The sequence below is a fragment of the Bradyrhizobium sp. RT6a genome, assembly GCF_040547675.1.
Taxonomy (GTDB): domain Bacteria; phylum Pseudomonadota; class Alphaproteobacteria; order Rhizobiales; family Xanthobacteraceae; genus Bradyrhizobium.
In genome coordinates this window covers 258,214-273,529 of the sequence record NZ_JBEPQC010000008.1, presented here as the reverse complement: position 1 = coordinate 273,529, position 15,316 = coordinate 258,214, and the positions used below count along the sequence as shown (strand labels likewise).

12 protein-coding genes are annotated in these 15,316 nt (G+C 64.3%); 7 read left to right on the top strand and 5 right to left on the bottom strand.

Annotated elements, in window-relative coordinates:
* Positions 1 to 38: 38 nt before the first annotated feature.
* Complete coding sequence (locus ABIC03_RS32165; RefSeq protein WP_354064067.1) at positions 39 to 269, bottom strand: hypothetical protein; 231 nt, start codon at positions 267 to 269, stop codon at positions 39 to 41.
* A gap of 229 nt (positions 270 to 498) precedes the next feature.
* Between ABIC03_RS32165 and ABIC03_RS32160 the strand changes: the two genes are divergently transcribed.
* Both ABIC03_RS32160 and ABIC03_RS32155 read left to right on the top strand, forming a co-directional pair.
* Positions 499 to 3,015: a glycogen/starch/alpha-glucan phosphorylase gene (locus tag ABIC03_RS32160; protein WP_275172941.1), complete on the top strand. Its 2,517-nt coding sequence runs from the start codon at positions 499 to 501 to the stop codon at positions 3,013 to 3,015.
* Between the two features lie 94 nt (positions 3,016 to 3,109).
* On the top strand, positions 3,110 to 3,925 hold the full coding sequence (locus ABIC03_RS32155) for an acyl-CoA thioesterase (protein WP_354064065.1): 816 nt from the start codon (positions 3,110 to 3,112) through the stop codon (positions 3,923 to 3,925).
* A gap of 165 nt (positions 3,926 to 4,090) precedes the next feature.
* Here ABIC03_RS32155 and ABIC03_RS32150 read toward each other — a convergent pair whose 3' ends face one another.
* From ABIC03_RS32150 to ABIC03_RS32140, 3 genes are all read right to left on the bottom strand, one after another.
* Positions 4,091 to 5,707, bottom strand: a complete 1,617-nt coding sequence (locus ABIC03_RS32150) for a phosphoenolpyruvate carboxykinase (RefSeq protein ID WP_354064063.1) — start codon at positions 5,705 to 5,707, stop codon at positions 4,091 to 4,093.
* 301 nt (positions 5,708 to 6,008) lie between these two features.
* Positions 6,009 to 8,618 (bottom strand): CHAT domain-containing protein, encoded by a 2,610-nt coding sequence (locus ABIC03_RS32145; RefSeq protein WP_354064061.1) that lies wholly within the window; start codon positions 8,616 to 8,618, stop codon positions 6,009 to 6,011.
* 75 nt (positions 8,619 to 8,693) lie between these two features.
* Positions 8,694 to 9,443 carry a HugZ family pyridoxamine 5'-phosphate oxidase gene (locus ABIC03_RS32140; protein ID WP_354064059.1) on the bottom strand — a complete coding sequence of 250 codons (750 nt, stop codon included), beginning with the start codon at positions 9,441 to 9,443 and terminating at the stop codon, positions 8,694 to 8,696.
* Positions 9,444 to 9,684: 241 nt separating this feature from the next.
* Between ABIC03_RS32140 and ABIC03_RS32135 the strand changes: the two genes are divergently transcribed.
* The 5 genes from ABIC03_RS32135 (at position 9,685) to ABIC03_RS32115 (ending at position 13,678) form a co-directional block, all read left to right on the top strand.
* On the top strand, positions 9,685 to 10,386 hold the full coding sequence (locus tag ABIC03_RS32135; RefSeq protein WP_007597749.1) for a response regulator transcription factor: 702 nt from the start codon (positions 9,685 to 9,687) through the stop codon (positions 10,384 to 10,386).
* Positions 10,387 to 10,502: 116 nt separating this feature from the next.
* Positions 10,503 to 12,308: a sensor histidine kinase gene (locus ABIC03_RS32130; protein ID WP_354064057.1), complete on the top strand. Its 1,806-nt coding sequence runs from the start codon at positions 10,503 to 10,505 to the stop codon at positions 12,306 to 12,308.
* Positions 12,305 to 12,829, top strand: a complete 525-nt coding sequence (locus ABIC03_RS32125) for an HPr kinase/phosphorylase (protein ID WP_354064055.1) — start codon at positions 12,305 to 12,307, stop codon at positions 12,827 to 12,829. Before ABIC03_RS32130 ends, ABIC03_RS32125 begins: the two co-directional genes overlap by 4 nt.
* A 133-nt stretch (positions 12,830 to 12,962) precedes the next feature.
* Positions 12,963 to 13,364, top strand: coding sequence for a PTS sugar transporter subunit IIA (locus tag ABIC03_RS32120; RefSeq protein ID WP_007597752.1), 402 nt, complete (start codon positions 12,963 to 12,965; stop codon positions 13,362 to 13,364).
* Entirely contained in the window at positions 13,361 to 13,678 is a 318-nt protein-coding gene (locus ABIC03_RS32115; RefSeq protein ID WP_354064053.1) for an HPr family phosphocarrier protein, read from the top strand. The genes ABIC03_RS32120 and ABIC03_RS32115 overlap by 4 nt, the downstream gene beginning before the upstream one ends.
* Before the next feature lie 15 nt (positions 13,679 to 13,693).
* On the opposite strand, the gene ABIC03_RS32110 is transcribed toward ABIC03_RS32115, so the two are convergent.
* Entirely contained in the window at positions 13,694 to 15,316 is a 1,623-nt protein-coding gene (locus ABIC03_RS32110; protein WP_354064160.1) for a glycosyltransferase family 39 protein, read from the bottom strand.

Genomic DNA, 15,316 nt, shown 5'->3' with positions numbered 1-15,316 from the left:
CGCCGGGACGACACCGTTTTTGTAGCGCGCGATCGTCCTCACATCGCCGACATCAACTTATCCCCACACGCGCTCGCATAAAACTTGCCGCCGCATTGGCGCTTGATGGCGGCGCAGCGGGCGGCGGGGGATGCGTTTTGCGGAAGCGTGACGGCGCAGCTCAGGCCATCGGCGCTGCGGCCCATCTTGCCGGCGGCGAAGGCGGCGCTGGACGCGGTGATGCAGACGACGAGGAAGGTGGCGGCGGCGATTTCGATCAGCCTTCTCATCACGGGTCTCATTAGAGAGTTCATGGGGCGCCTCCTCCACACTGATGGCTGAATTGGCCGCCATTCTACCACCAAATCCACGTTTCCCCGTATGCGTCCGGGTTCCCAAATCGGCCCGTTCCTTGCATAATTTTACGCCAGCGCAGTGCACGGTCGCACAGCGACGGTTCCGGTGCACAGGCAAGATGCGTAGGGTCAGTAGTGTTCTCGCGACCAGGAAGTGACGACTTTGCAAGATTCATCGTTCCAGCCCAATTTTCCCGCTCCCAACCAGCCCATCGACGAACTCGCGCTGGCTGAGATCAAGGGTGCGATCCTGGCGAAGCTGCGCCTTGCCATCGGCAAGGATGCGGGCATGGCCACCAAGCACGACTGGTACCAGGCCGCGGCGCTGGCGCTGCGCGACCGCATCGTGCATCGCTGGCTCACGGCCGAGAAGCACAGCTACGATGCGGGGCGCAAGCGCGTCTATTATCTCTCGCTCGAATTCCTGATCGGTCGCCTCTTCAGCGACGCGCTGAACAACATGGGGCTGCTGAAGATCTTCGAGGTCGCGCTCGGCGATCTCGGCGTCTCCTTGCCTGAGCTGCGCAAATGCGAGCCGGACGCGGCGCTCGGCAATGGCGGGCTCGGACGGCTTGCCGCCTGCTTCATGGAGAGCATGGCGACGCTGTCGATCCCCGCGATCGGCTACGGCATCCGTTATGATTACGGCCTGTTCCGCCAGATCATCAATCAGGGCTGGCAGCAGGAATATCCGGACGAATGGCTCGGCTTCGGCAACCCCTGGGAATTGCAGCGGCCTGAGGTGATCTATGACATTCGCTTCGGCGGAGGTGTCGAGCATGTCGACGACAAGGGCCGCGATCGCGCGATCTGGCATCCGTCCGAGACCGTGCAGGCGATGGCCTATGACACGCCGATCGTCGGCTGGCGCGGCCAGCACGTCAACGCGCTGCGGCTGTGGTCGGCGCGCTCGCCTGATCCGCTGAAGCTCGACGCCTTCAACACCGGCGACTATGTCAGCGCCAGCGCCGAGCAGTCGCGCGCGGAAGCGATCTGTAAATTTCTCTATCCGAACGACGAGAGCCCGGCGGGTCGCGAGCTGCGCCTGCGCCAGGAATATTTCTTCGTCTCGGCTTCGCTGCAGGACCTGATTAAGCGGCATCTTGCGTCCGACGGCCAGCTCCGCAGCCTGTCGAGCAAGGTCGCAGTGCAGCTCAACGACACCCATCCGAGCTTGGCCGTCACCGAGCTGATGCGGATCCTGATCGACGATCACAATTTCCGCTGGGACGAGGCCTGGAAGATCACGGTCGCCACGCTGTCCTACACCAACCACACGCTGCTGCCCGAGGCGCTGGAGACCTGGCCGGTCGAGCTGTTCGAACGGCTGTTGCCGCGGCATCTCGAGATCATCTACCGCATCAACGTGCAGCATCTCGCGCTCGCGGAAGCGCGCGCCCCCGGTGACATCGACTTCCGCGCCTCGGTCTCGCTGATCGACGAGAGGAGCGGGCGGCGCGTGCGCATGGGCCAACTCGCCTTCGTCGGCTCGCACCGCATCAACGGCGTCTCGGCGATGCATTCGGACCTGATGCGAGAGACCGTATTCCACGATCTCAACCATCTCTACCCCGGCCGCATCACCAACAAGACCAACGGCATCACCTTCCGCCGCTGGCTGATGCTGGCGAACCCGAAGCTGACCGATCTGTTGCGTGAGGCCTGCGGCGATGCCGTGCTCGACGACCCGACGCAGCTCAGCCTGATCGAAGCCCGCGCCAGCGACGTCGAATTCCAGAAGAAGTTCCGCGCAGTCAAGCTTCACAACAAGACCGCGCTGGCGCGCCTGATCGGCGAGCGGCTCGGAATCAAGGTCGATCCGAGCGCGCTGTTCGACGTGCAGATCAAGCGCATCCACGAATACAAGCGCCAGCTTCTCAACGTCATCGAGACGGTCGCGCTGTACCAGGCGATCAAGGACGATCCCAACGGCAATTGGGTGCCACGGGTGAAGATCTTTGCGGGTAAGGCTGCGGCGAGCTACCGCTACGCCAAGCTGATCATCAAGCTGATCAACGACGTTGCGGAAGTCGTCAACAACGATCCCGCGATCGGTGGCAAGCTCAAGGTCATCTTCCTGCCCGACTACAATGTCAGCCTTGCCGAAGTCATCATTCCTGCGGCCGACCTCTCCGAGCAGATCTCGACGGCCGGCATGGAAGCCTCCGGCACCGGCAACATGAAGCTGTCGCTGAACGGCGCCCTCACCATCGGCACGCTCGACGGCGCCAACATCGAGATCCGCGACCACGTCGGCGCGGAGAACATCGCGATCTTCGGCATGGAAGCCGGCGACGTGATGATCCGGCGCAAGCAGGGGCTGGACGCCTCTGACGTGATCCGCAATTCGCCGAAGCTCCAGCGCGCCATCAATGCCATCGGCGTCGGCGAGTTTTCGCCCGGCGATCCCGGCCGCTTCGAATCCATCGCGCACGCGCTGCGTTATCTCGACCATTACATGGTCAGCGCCGATTTCGATTCCTATTACGAGGCGCAGCGCAGCGTCGATGCGCGCTGGCAGGTGGCGCCGGCCTGGACGCGCGCCTCGATCCTCAACGTGGCGCGCATGGCGTGGTTCTCCTCCGACCGCACCATCCGCGAATACGCCGAGGAGATCTGGAACGTGCCGGTCAACCCGACCACGCCGTTGCTGCCGACCTTGCGCGACGTCGCGGGCTGAATTTCCGCGGCGTGAAATCGGTTACCCACGAGGTAATTGCACAAGCCGGCGGCGGACGTGATATGACGTCCGTCATTGAACGCCGGATCAAACAATGCACGCCAAGCTCCCGCACCCCTTCGACGATGCCACTCGCGTCACCGCCGGTGACTCCAGCTGGCAGGGACACACCAGCGACGACTATTGGGCCTTTGTCGGCCCGTTCGGCGGCGTCACGGCTGCGACTGTCCTGCGTGCGCTGATCGAGCATCCGCAACGCGCCGGCGATCCGCTGGCGCTCACCGTCAATTACTGCGCACCGATCGCGAAGGGGCCGTTCGATCTGGACGTGCGGCTGGTGAAGGCCAACCGCTCCAGCCAGCACTGGAGCGTCGAACTGTCGCAAGGCGGCGGCGAGGTCGCAACGCTCGCCACCGCCGTTTTTGCTGAACGCCGGCCGTCCTGGGAGCACAGGGTGGCGCAATATCCTGATGCAAGGCCGTTCGAACAGACGATGCCGTTCCCGAAGATCGCGGCGTCCTGGGCCAACCAATATGAATTCCGCTTCGTCGAGGGCGAGATGCGGATCGGCCCGCCCAAGTCCGAGCTCGCCAGCACTTACTCAAAGCTTTGGATCAGTGATCGCGAGCCGCGCAAGCTCGACATGCCGGCGCTGATATCGATGTCGGACGCCTTCTTCGGCCGCATCTTCCACGCGCGGCGCGAGCTCGTGCCGTTCGGCACGGTGTCGCTGACGACGTATTTCCACACGGACAGCGAAGAGCTCGCCGCCGAGGACATCACCCGCGTGCTGGCGACGGCCGATTCGAAGATCATGCACAAGAGCTACGCCGACCAGAACGCCGAGCTGTGGTCGCCGAACGGAAGATTGCTCGCGACCACGACGCAGATCGCCTATTTCAAGGCGTAGCTGCTTCCGCAAGTTCGTCATGGCGAGCGCAGCGAAGCAATCCAGACTGTTTCCGCGGAGGGATTCTGGATTGCTTCGCTACGCTCGCAATGACGAGTGGAGAGATATCCCACAAGCAAAAAGGGCGGCCTCACGGCCGCCCTTTGCGATAAAGACAGAACAAACTTACTCCGCCGCGAGCTTCACGTCCGGCGCGGCGGCGCGGACTTCGGCGTCGACCTGGGCTTCGAACTTGGCAAAGTTCTTCTGGAACATGCCGACCAGCGCGCGGGCGGTCTTGTCGAACTCGTCCTTGTCCTTCCAGGTGTTGACCGGATTGAGGATCTCGCTCGGCACGCCCGGCAGCGCGGTCGGGACCGCGAAGCCGAAATATTTGTCGGTGCGGAATTCGACGTTGCGCAAACTACCGTCAAGCGCGGCGGTGAGCAGCGCGCGCGTCACCTTGATCGGCATGCGCGATCCGGTGCCGTACTTGCCGCCGGTCCACCCCGTGTTGACCAGCCAGCAGTCGACATTGTGCTGGGCGATCAGGTCGCGCAGCATGTTGCCGTAAACGCTGGGGTCGAGCGGCAGGAAGGGCGAACCGAAGCAGGTCGAGAATTCCGGCTGCGGCTCGTTGCCAAGTCCGCGCTCGGTGCCCGCGACCTTCGCGGTGTAGCCCGAGAGGAAGTGATACATCGCCTGCGCCGGCGAGAGCTTGGCGATCGGCGGCAGCACGCCGAAGGCGTCGGCGGCGAGCATCACCACGTTCTTGGGCTGCGGTGCGCGGCCGGTGCGCGAGGCGTTCGGGATGAATTCGAGCGGATAGGCCGAGCGCGTGTTCTCGGTCTTGGAGTCGTCGTCGAAGTCGACCACGCGGGTGTCTTCGTCGAGCACGCAATTCTCGAGCACCGCGCCGAAGCGCGTCGAGGCTGCGTAGATCTCGGGCTCGGCTTCCTGCGACAGCTTGATGCACTTGGCATAGCAGCCGCCTTCGAAGTTGAAGACGCCGTTCGGGCCCCAGCCGTGCTCGTCATCGCCGATCAGCGTGCGGTTCGGATCGGCTGACAGCGTGGTCTTGCCGGTGCCGGACAGGCCGAAGAAGATCGCGGCATCGCCCTTGGCGCCGACATTGGCCGAGCAATGCATCGGCATCACGCCGCGCTCGGGGAGATAGTAGTTCAGTGTGGTGAAGACCGACTTCTTCATCTCGCCGGCATAATAAGACCCGCCGATCAGCACGATCTTGCGGGCGAAATCGATCGCGACGACGTTCTCCGACTTGCAGCCATGGCGCTTCGGATCGGCGCGGAAGCTCGGCATGTCGATGATGGTGAGCTCCGGCGTGAAGCTCGACAACTCGACGGCCTCGGGACGGATCAGCAGCGTGCGAATGAACAGCGAGTGCCAGGCGAGCTCGGTGAAGACGCGGGTCTTGATGCGATAAGCCGGATCGGCGCCGCCATAGAGGTCCTGTGCGAACAGCGACTTGCCTTCGGCATGCTTGAGGAAGTCCTGGTAGAGCGTCTCGAACTGCTCTGCGGTGATCGACTGGTTGCCGGCCCACCACATCTTCTTGTCGGTGGTGGCGTCACGCACCGTGAATTTGTCCTTGGGGCTGCGGCCGGTGAACTCGCCGGTGTCGGCGCAGAGCGCGCCATCGGCCGACAGCACCGCCTCGCCCGCGGAGAGCGAGTATTGATAGAGTTGCGGCGCACCGAGGTTCCAGTGAACCTGCTTGAGATTCTTTAAGCCGAATTTGTCGGCGCCGAAGGCACCGTTGCGCACGCCCGTCTCTTGCACGAAAAATCCTCCTAGAACCCACTCAGCGCGATCATGCTTGGCGCCGCCGCGGTCACCGTGATTACAGGCCGTCCGGCCTCGGTTGGAACGACCTAATACTGATGAACGCTGGCGTTGCCAAGCTGATCCCTTAGGATTTGGTTTATTCAAGGACCGCGCCAAACGTCGCGCATGTCAGCTCTGAGCAGGCGCATCAAAAAATCAACAATGATCGCGCAACCAAATGCGCGTTTCGGCGTTTCCCAAGGTTATTGCGACGCACAATGCTAAAGACAGTCTCAGTGGAAATTCCAAGCCCACCCTATCGTACCGCGCCTTCGCCGATCAGCGCGAAGGGCCCCCACATCGCAGGATAGGCGTTGCGCGGTGACGAGGTGTCGTCAACATAGGTTAACATCGCGCGGCGCAAGGCTTCGGCACGCCCGATTTTTGGTTCGTTTTTGAGCAGCTCGAAAGTCGATGTGGTCAAGCGGGTGGCAGCTTCCGAATCCACGGCCCAATGCGAGACCAGCAGCGCGCGCGCACCGGCGTAGAAGAACGAGCGCGCCAGTCCCGACAGGGCCTCGGCGCCGGGCTTGTCGCCTGCGATGGTGTTGCAGGCCGACAGCACAACCCAATCCGCATTGAGCTTGAGCTGGGCGACTTCACTCGCAGTGAGCAGACCGTCGTCGAGCTCCGTCGGCTGATCAGGAATCGAGAGCGCGAGCGAGGGCTCGCCCAGTCCCTTGATGTCGCCGGCAACGAGACCGTGGGTGGCAAAGTAGATGATGCCGTATTGAGCAAGCGCTGCACGCTTCAGCGTCGTCTCGCTGGCGTCGCGGCCGAGATGGATATCGGCTTCGGCAGCCCCGACATCCCTGGCAACCGCGTTCAACTCATCGGCGGTGTCGGGCAGCTGCGGCAGCGCCTGCGCAAGTCGCGCGCGATCGACGCCGGCACCACGCCAGAAGTCGCTATAGGCAATGGTCGCGATGCTGCGCGCGACGACCTTGCCGCTCGCGGTGCGCCGCTCGGCGGGCGCTTCCAGCGCGGGATTGAACACGGGATCGCCAAAGCCGGTCATCGGCTTCACGCTTTGGTCCCGACGGGCGAAGGCCCGCAGCGATTTCAGGCTGACCACCGACGGCAGCACCGAGACGGCCTGGCGCCGCAGCAGCCAGGCGGCGCCGCGATAGCCTTCGAGCGTGTCGGGGATCGCAGCCTGCGGCTTCTCGGTGACGAGCAGATGAAACGGCAAGGCGGTCAGCGCAGCCGACGGCACCACCAGCAGGCTGCGCTTGTCGTTTGTCAACGCCTCGACCGGACCGAGCAGCGCGACATGGAGCTCGTTGGCGAGTGCGAGATCGAACAATCCGGATTTGCCGGAGGCATCGCGCGCTTTGCCGACGTCGAGTCCCTTGCGGAATGCCGTCACCTTCTGCGTCAGCGCATCCGCGCCGAGTGGAATCGCCCTCCAGCCGACGCCCTCGCGCGTGATCGCGATGACATAGCTTTGCTTGTCGACGACGGAGTAGAGCACCATCGCCTCGTCCGCCGACAGCAGCAGCTGAATGTCCTTTGCCGTCAACGGCAGGGGATTGGAGAGCGACGCATAGTCGGGAAACTCGACCGCGAGAGTCTTCTGCAAGCCCACACGCTCGTTGGCAATCGTTGCAATCCGCACGCGGCTGCGCTGCTCGGCTGCGAGATCGCGCTGCGCAGATGGCTTCGACACCGCGGTGACGATCGCCTTGTCGAGTGCCTCGGACTCAGCCGCGAGATCCTGGTCCCGACGCACCAGCTCGGCGAGCCGGTCGCTGCCGGCGGCAAGCCGGACCGCGAGCTTGTTCACGGCGGATGCGGCGGAGGATTGCGTGCCGCGCTGGATCGCGGCGAGGGCCTGGTCCAGCGCCTTGTCGCCGGGCAGCAGATCTTGCTGGCGTGCGGCGAACAGGACCGGCAACACGACGCGCAACTGCGCGCGCTCGCCCCGAAGCGTCCTTTCCGCGAACGGCAATGCGTCCGCGGTGCGCCCGGCCACGTAGAGGAAATAAGCGAGATTGCTGGTCGAGGTCATGACCTCGGGATGATCGAACCCGAGCGCGCGTTCGCGGATGACCAGCGCGCGGCGATAGAGCGGCTCGGCGTCGCCGTAGCGCTGCTGGTGCTCATAGAGGCCGGCGAGGTTGTTGAGGGAGCGGGCAACGTCGGGATGATCCGGTCCCAGCACTTTCTCCCGGATCGCGAGCGAGCGCTTGATCGGCGCTTCCGCGTCCGCATCGCGGTCGAGATCGCGATAGACCTGGCCGAGATTGTTCAGGACCGTGGCCACCGCCGGATGCTCGGGGCCGCCGGCCTTCTGGTAGATCGCGAGCGCCCGCTGAAACAGCGGCTCGGCATTCGCATAGTGCTGCTGCTTCACATGGAGCGTGGCGAGATTGTTGAGGGACTGGCCGACATCGGGATGCTCGCGCGACAGCCCCTTCTCGCGAACGGCGAGCGCGCGCCTGAACAGAGGTTCGGCCTCGGCATAGCGGCTCTGCCGCTGGTAGAGCGCGGCGAGATTGCTCAGTTCGGCTCCAAGCAGCGGGGTTTCGAGACCGAGCGACTTTTCCATCAGCATGATGGCGCGCTTGTAGAGCGGCTCGGCCAGATCGTCGTGGCCCTGACCGGCATGAACCTGGCCGAGGTTGTTCAGCGCGGCGGAGAGTTCGCGACCGGTGTCGCTCTTCTCCAGGCTCGCGACCATGCCTTGCGCCAGAGGCAGTGCTTCCGAATATCTGCCGGCGCTCATGAGGGAGTTGATCCGCGCGCTCTCCACGGCGAGACCTTTCGGAGCAGAGCTTGTCTGGGCAACGCTAGGCGTGACAAGCGATGCGGTGATCGCGAGCGTCAAACCCGCGACCAGCGTCAGCCTCTTCCATTCTGCCATGACGCTCTCGCCGCCGCCTTCCGACCGGTTACGGTACCGATTACGGAGTTGGGTCGCGGCGATGGGCAACAGCGTTCAATGTGTTGCGCTTTGGTCCATCCTGGTGCGCGCTTCGCCGGCGAGGCGAACCAGCATCTTGCGCAGCGCCGTGCCATCAGCCACGCGTTCCGGGAAGTCCAGCCTCAAGGCGGTCTGGCGGTCCTGCATGTCGAGGCCCTCCGGATCGCAACCGGTGCAGCGCCAGTTGCCCGCGGCCGCGCCCAGCAGCTTTGTTGCATAGAGGCCCATGGCCTCGCGGTGGTCGGCATTCATGTGCTCGACTGCTCCCTGCTCCGCCGCCAGCAATTCCTCGGCCCCCGTGAGGTCCGTCAGGAATTGGTCCGGCTTGAGATCGACGATCCGCCCGAAGCCGGCGACCAGATGGGTTCCTGTAGGCCGGACTCGAAAGAAAGAGAAATCCTTAAAAGAAACAAGGGCTTCCGCTGAGGGATGGGCATTGAGATACCGTCGCTGGAGCAGATCCTTGTCCGCATCAGCCGGCTCGGCATGACCGGACAGCATGATCCGGGCGCCTTCCAGCGGATCGCCCGCCGCCCGCTCGTCCAGCATCAGGGACACCCGGCTGTCGGCCAGGATGTTCCTGGTGTGCACCGCCAATCCCGAGATCAGCAGGATCGGAGAGCCATCCGGATGGCTGGCCAGATTGACCAGGGAGCAATAGGGATCGCCGCTGCCGGCCATCAACGTCGCCAGGGCACCCTGCCGTGACCGCCGCAGCAGCGATTTGGCGAGCCTTCCGGGATCGAAATCGGGGGTCGGTTGCATCGGCTTTCTCGGGTCAGGTGGTTGCATGGAGGGCCTTTTTTCGGGTAAACCGGGGCCCGGTTATGGGTCGAGATGCGGCGAATCTGCCGTGTTTCGTGGAACTTGGTCACACTTCAGCCTAGCTTGCATTGCTCGGTGACAAGGTTCGACTGCCAACATCGGCACCCATGTATGCGGCGCATCAGTGGATTGCTCGCCGTTTCAAGCCACGACCCAAACGGAAAGCAGAAAGCAGAGGCTCATGCCCACAATCGCTTTGGTCGACGACGACCGCAACATTCTCACATCCGTCTCGATCGCGCTGGAGGCCGAAGGCTATCGCATCATGACCTATACTGACGGCGCCTCCGCGCTCGACGGTTTCCGTACCACCCAGCCCGATCTTGCCATCCTCGACATCAAGATGCCGCGCATGGACGGCATGGAGACGTTGCGCCGGCTGCGGCAGAAATCCGACCTGCCCGTGATCTTCCTGACCTCCAAGGACGAAGAGATCGACGAGCTGTTCGGCCTCAAGATGGGCGCCGACGACTTCATCCGCAAACCATTCTCGCAGCGCCTGCTGGTCGAGCGCGTCAAGGCGGTGCTGCGCCGTTCGGCGCCGAAGGACCCGACCGTCACGCCGAAGGAGAACGACGCCAAGGCGCTCGACCGCGGCCTGCTGCGCATGGATCCTGAACGGCACACCTGCACCTGGAAGAACGAGCCGGTGACGCTGACCGTCACCGAATTCCTGATCCTGCAGGCGCTCGCGACCCGGCCCGGCGTGGTGAAGAGCCGCAACGCGCTGATGGACGCCGCCTATGACGACCAGGTCTATGTCGACGACCGCACCATCGACAGTCACATCAAGCGGCTGCGCAAGAAGTTCAAGGTGGTCGACAACGAGTTCGAGATGATCGAGACGCTCTACGGCGTCGGCTACCGCTTCAAGGAAGCCTGAGGCGCACGCGCCTCCACGAAAGACTGAGAGCATCGCCGGTTCTGATTCCATCGGGACCGGGATGGCTCTAGGATGCGGGGACCTTCGCACGAGCTGTCCTAACGCGGGCGTGAGCATTGCTTGACCGAACGCAGCCTGACGAGAACCAGAACGCCGAGGACGTCACCGCCCACGGCGCTCCGGATCAATTGGCCGAGGACAAGCCGGCCGTGCGGGGCTGGCGTCCGCTGAACTGGCTGAAGCGCGCCGGGCAGTTCTTCTTCGCGCTGTCCTTTTCGAGCCTGACCCGCCGCATCGTCTCGCTCAACCTCGCCGGCCTCGTCGCGCTGGTGGCGAGTATCCTCTATCTGTCGCAATTCCGCGCCGGCCTGATCGACGCCCGCGCGCAGAGCCTGCTGGTACAGGCGGAGATCATCGCCGGCGCCATCGCGGCCTCCGCGACGGTGCAGACCAACGCCATCACCATCGATCCCGACCGGTTGCTCGACCTCAAGCCGGGCGAGACCTATGGCGGCTCGGACGAGTATTCCCCGCTGGATTTTCCGATCAATCCGGAGCGCGTGGCGCCGGTGCTGCGCACGCTGATCTCGCCGACCAAGACACGCGCCCGCATCTACGACCCGAACGGCAGCCTGCTGGTGGACAGCCGCAGCCTCGAGACCGTAGTGCGCTTCCCCCTGCCGTCAGTCTCCGCCGAGAAGCCGGGCATCGTCGAACGCGGCATGGTCGCGGTCCGCACTTGGCTCAATCGCGGCGACCTGCCGCTCTATCGCGAGCTCGGGCCCGAGAACGGCAATGGCTATGCGGAGGTCGGCGACGCGCTCCAGGGCCAGAAGCGCTCGATGGTGCGGGTCAATGCGCGCGGCGAGGTGATCGTCTCGGTCGCGGTCCCCGTGCTGCGCTCGCGCGCCATCCACGGCGCGCTGATGCTGTCGACGCAGGGCGACGACATCGACCAGATGGTCACCGCCGAGCGCCTCGCCATCCTCAAGGTGGGCGGCGTCGCCGCCGCGGTCATGATCATGCTGTCGCTGCTGCTGGCCAGCACGATCGCAGGTCCGGTCCGCCGGCTCGCCGACAGCGCCGAGCTGATCCGCCGCCGGATCAGGACCCGGGTCGAGATTCCCGACTTCACCCGCCGTCGCGACGAGATCGGCCATCTCTCCGGTGCGCTGCGCGACATGACCAGTGCACTCTACAGCCGCATCGAAGCGATCGAGATGTTCGCCGCGGACGTCGCGCACGAATTGAAGAACCCGCTGACCTCTTTGCGCTCCGCAGTCGAGACGTTGCCGCTAGCGCGCAACGAGAACAGCCGCGCGCGCCTGCTCGAGGTAATCGAGCATGACGTCAAGCGGCTCGACCGGCTGATCTCGGACATCTCCGATGCCAGCCGTCTCGATGCCGAACTGCAGCGCCAGGATGCGATCCCGGTCGACCTGCGCCGCCTGCTGACGACGCTCGTCTCCGTCGCCAATGAAACCAAGCTCGGCCATGACGTCGCGGTCGAAATGCGTTTCGAGGGCCGCGGCCCGACTGATAATTTCGCCGTGACGGGCCACGATTCTCGGCTCGGACAGATAGTCTCCAACCTGCTCTCGAATGCACAGTCCTTCTCCGAGCCCGGCAACAAGGTGCGCCTCACCTGCCGCCGCGTGCGCGGAGAGATCGAGATCGTGGTCGACGACGACGGCCCCGGAATCCGCGATGACGCGCTGGAGCGCATCTTCGAGCGCTTCTACACCGACCGCCCTCATCAGGGCTTTGGCCAGAACTCCGGCCTCGGCCTGTCGATCTCCAAGCAGATCGTCGACGCGCATGGCGGACGCATCTGGGCGGAGAACCGTCCCGGCCCGGCGGACGAGGACGGAGCGCCGAGTGTCGTCGGCGCGCGCTTCGTGGTGAGGCTGCCGGCGCTATGAGCGACGGCGGCCCCAGCATTCACGCCTCGGCGGTCAAGGTTGGAGATCTGGCGGTGCTGATCCGCGGGCCCTCGGGCTCCGGCAAGTCGCGCCTTGCCTTCGATTTGATCATGGCGGGACGCAGCGGCGTGCTCGAAAGGGCCGTTCTGGTCGGTGATGACCGTGTCCATCTGGCGACAGTCGGCCGGGAAATTGAGGTCCGCCCCGCTCCGGTCCTGGCCGGGCTGATCGAGATTCGGGGGCTGGGAATCCGCCGCTGCGACTTCGTGGAGCATGCGACCGTCGGTCTCGTGGTCGATCTGGATGCTGCGGATGCGGAGCGGCTGCCGCCGGCGGAATCCCTGAAAACAGCCATTTTAGGTGTCGAAATACCGCGAATCCCGATCGGCCGCGACTATTCGCCCCTCCCACTGGTTGTCGCGGCCTTGACCACTACCAAGAGTTCATCTTCCGTTAACCCTTCAGGCGATTGTTTGAAGGGAAATGGTAACCATATGAACCCCACACTCGCGACCGAATAGACCGGCGCAGCTCCCCTTATCCATCCGTCTAGATTCAGGGAGATACGCAACATCCCCTCTTGCGCGGGGGCTCTGGATGGTCAAAGTGGCGCGTTCGTGCGGTGCACCAAAAGCGCCCGCGAGGAGTTTTCCGATGATTGGTCTAGTACTTGTGACCCACGGGCGCCTTGCCGACGAATTCAAGGCAGCGCTTGAACATGTCATGGGCCCACAAAAGCAAATCGAAGCGATCACGATCGGCGCCGAAGATGATTCCGATCTCTGTCGAAGCGACATCATCGAGGCGGTTAACCGCGTCGATTCCGGCGACGGCGTCGCGATCCTCACCGACATGTTCGGTGGCACGCCGTCGAACCTGGCAATATCCTGCATGAGCCGGCCGAAGGTCGAAGTGCTCGCGGGCATCAACCTTCCCATGCTGGTGAAGCTCGCCAAGGTGCGCGAGGAGCGTCCGCTTCCCGACGCGATCGCGATGGCCCAGGAAGCCGGCCGCAAATACGTCACCATCGCCAGCCGCGTCCTCGCCGGCAAATGAGCGACGAGGCGCCGCAAGCCGGGACGGGCGTGCCCGCGGGCGCGATCTCCAAGGACCTTCTGATCATCAACAAGCGCGGCCTGCATGCGCGGGCCTCCGCAAAGTTCGTCCAGGCCGTCGAGCGCTTCAGCGCGCAGGTCTGGGTCACGCGCGGCGGCGAAACCGTCGGCGGCACCTCGATCATGGGCCTGATGATGCTCGCCGCCGGTCCCGGCACCACCATCACGGTCGCCGCTGTCGGCGATGATGCCGAAGCCGCGCTCGCGGCGATCACCGAACTCGTTGAAAGCAAATTCAACGAGGAAGGAATTTAGGCGGCTTCGCCTCGATCACTTCGGCGGCGCGATGTAGATGTTCCAGCTCATCGACGGACCGGCCTTGCCGTGGGTGAAACGGCGCGTCGTCATCACGATGCGCTCGGCGTTCGGCGCAACCTCGGACACCCATTTCTCGAACGCTGGCAGGCGGCCGTCGGCCGGATCGAACACGCCGATGAAGCCGTATCGCTTAACGTCATCGGGCGAAATCAACCCGGACCCCCAGGCTTCGAGCGGCGTGAACGCGGCCGGATGATCCGCGCTGTAGAACACCATCGGCTGGATCGATTCCATGGTGCCGGCGACGACCGCCCAGCGTGAGGCGAAGCGCGCGTGCCAGGCCTGCGTCAGTTCGCGCGCGAGATCCGAGCGCGCGCCATAGGTCGCCGTGTTGCCGGCATTGGCCGCCATCTCGCGCGCGGCGATCCAGGGCGAGGCAATGAGCGTGGCGACGCTGAGCACGAGCCAGATCGCGACAATGTTGAACAGCGCAGCACTCTGCACCCGCAAGGCCGGGATCGCGACCAGCGCGAGCGGCACCAGGAAGAACAGCGAGATGCCCCAATCGGTCTTCATGTAGATACTGAAAGCCAGCGCGCCGAGCGCGGGGCCGACCGCGACGATGATCTGGATAATCCAGACGTTGCGCGCCTGCGAAAGGTTCACGCTCGCATTCGCGCCGCGCGCCCAGGCCCGCGTGACGATGCGCAAGGGCGCATGCAGAAGCAGCCTGAACCAAGGCGGCACCAGCGCCATCGCCAGAGCGGCCAGCGCTACCGGCAGTGCCAGCAGCGCGATATTATGCAGGGCATAGCCGGCCACCAGCTGATGCACCTGGCCGCTGTCCTCGAGGCTGTAGGTGTCGCCCGCATAGGTCAGCGGCACGAAATGCGCGTCCGCCAGCCAGACGATGTGCGGGATCATCGCCACGACCATCGTCGCAATCGCAACCCACGGTGCCGGCGACGACAGGAACCTCATCCTCTCTGGATGGATCAGCGCGGCAAGCCCGATGGCGCCGATCATGGTCAGCACCCAGTATTTGGTCATTAGCGCCAGCGCGCCGGCAAGCCCGAGCAAGACTCCGGATTGCCAGCTCCGCTTCTCGAACGCATTGAGATAAGCGAGCACGAGGAGCGGCAAGGTGACGAGCTGGAGCAGGTCGGGATTGTACTTGAAGCCCTTGAAATTGAAGATCGGGTAGAGCGCGACCATCACCACGACCAGGAAGGCGCGCCGCGCATCCACGACGCGCAGCGCGATCAGCCAGCAGATCACCATACCGATGCCGACAGTCGCCATCGCCAGCGCATAGGTCGCCCAGTCCGTCGGCGGGAACATCGTGAACCAGAGGCCGGCGACCCAGCCCGACAACGGCGGGTGCTTGCCATAGCCCCAGAGGAATTTCTGGCCCCAGCCCCAGGCTTCCGCAACGTCCATGTGAACGTCTTGCGCTGCCTTGAGATTGATCAGGATGAAGGTCCAGAGCACCGCATGCAGGATGGCGAGCTGGATCACCAGCCAGAGGCGCGCCTCGGGGCGGGTCGCGCTGGCAACCAGCCAGGCCCGAAAGCGGGCATAGCTCACCCGGGTCTTCGCGCGCGCTCGGGCAGACGAGATCGAGGTCGTCGACAT

Bases quoted from the DNA above. Each gene is read 5' to 3' on its own strand.
- ABIC03_RS32135 (WP_007597749.1), top strand. From the start codon at position 9,685: ATGCCCACAATCGCTTTGGTCGACGACGACCGCAACATTCTCACATCC.
- ABIC03_RS32110 (WP_354064160.1), bottom strand. From the start codon at position 15,316: ATGTCGACGACCTCGATCTCGTCTGCCCGAGCGCGCGCGAAGACCCGG.
- ABIC03_RS32145 (WP_354064061.1), bottom strand. From the start codon at position 8,618: ATGGCAGAATGGAAGAGGCTGACGCTGGTCGCGGGTTTGACGCTCGCG.
- ABIC03_RS32115 (WP_354064053.1), top strand. From the start codon at position 13,361: ATGAGCGACGAGGCGCCGCAAGCCGGGACGGGCGTGCCCGCGGGCGCG.
- ABIC03_RS32125 (WP_354064055.1), top strand. From the start codon at position 12,305: ATGAGCGACGGCGGCCCCAGCATTCACGCCTCGGCGGTCAAGGTTGGA.
- ABIC03_RS32120 (WP_007597752.1), top strand. From the start codon at position 12,963: ATGATTGGTCTAGTACTTGTGACCCACGGGCGCCTTGCCGACGAATTC.
- ABIC03_RS32140 (WP_354064059.1), bottom strand. From the start codon at position 9,443: ATGCAACCGACCCCCGATTTCGATCCCGGAAGGCTCGCCAAATCGCTG.
- ABIC03_RS32155 (WP_354064065.1), top strand. From the start codon at position 3,110: ATGCACGCCAAGCTCCCGCACCCCTTCGACGATGCCACTCGCGTCACC.
- ABIC03_RS32165 (WP_354064067.1), bottom strand. From the start codon at position 269: ATGAGAAGGCTGATCGAAATCGCCGCCGCCACCTTCCTCGTCGTCTGC.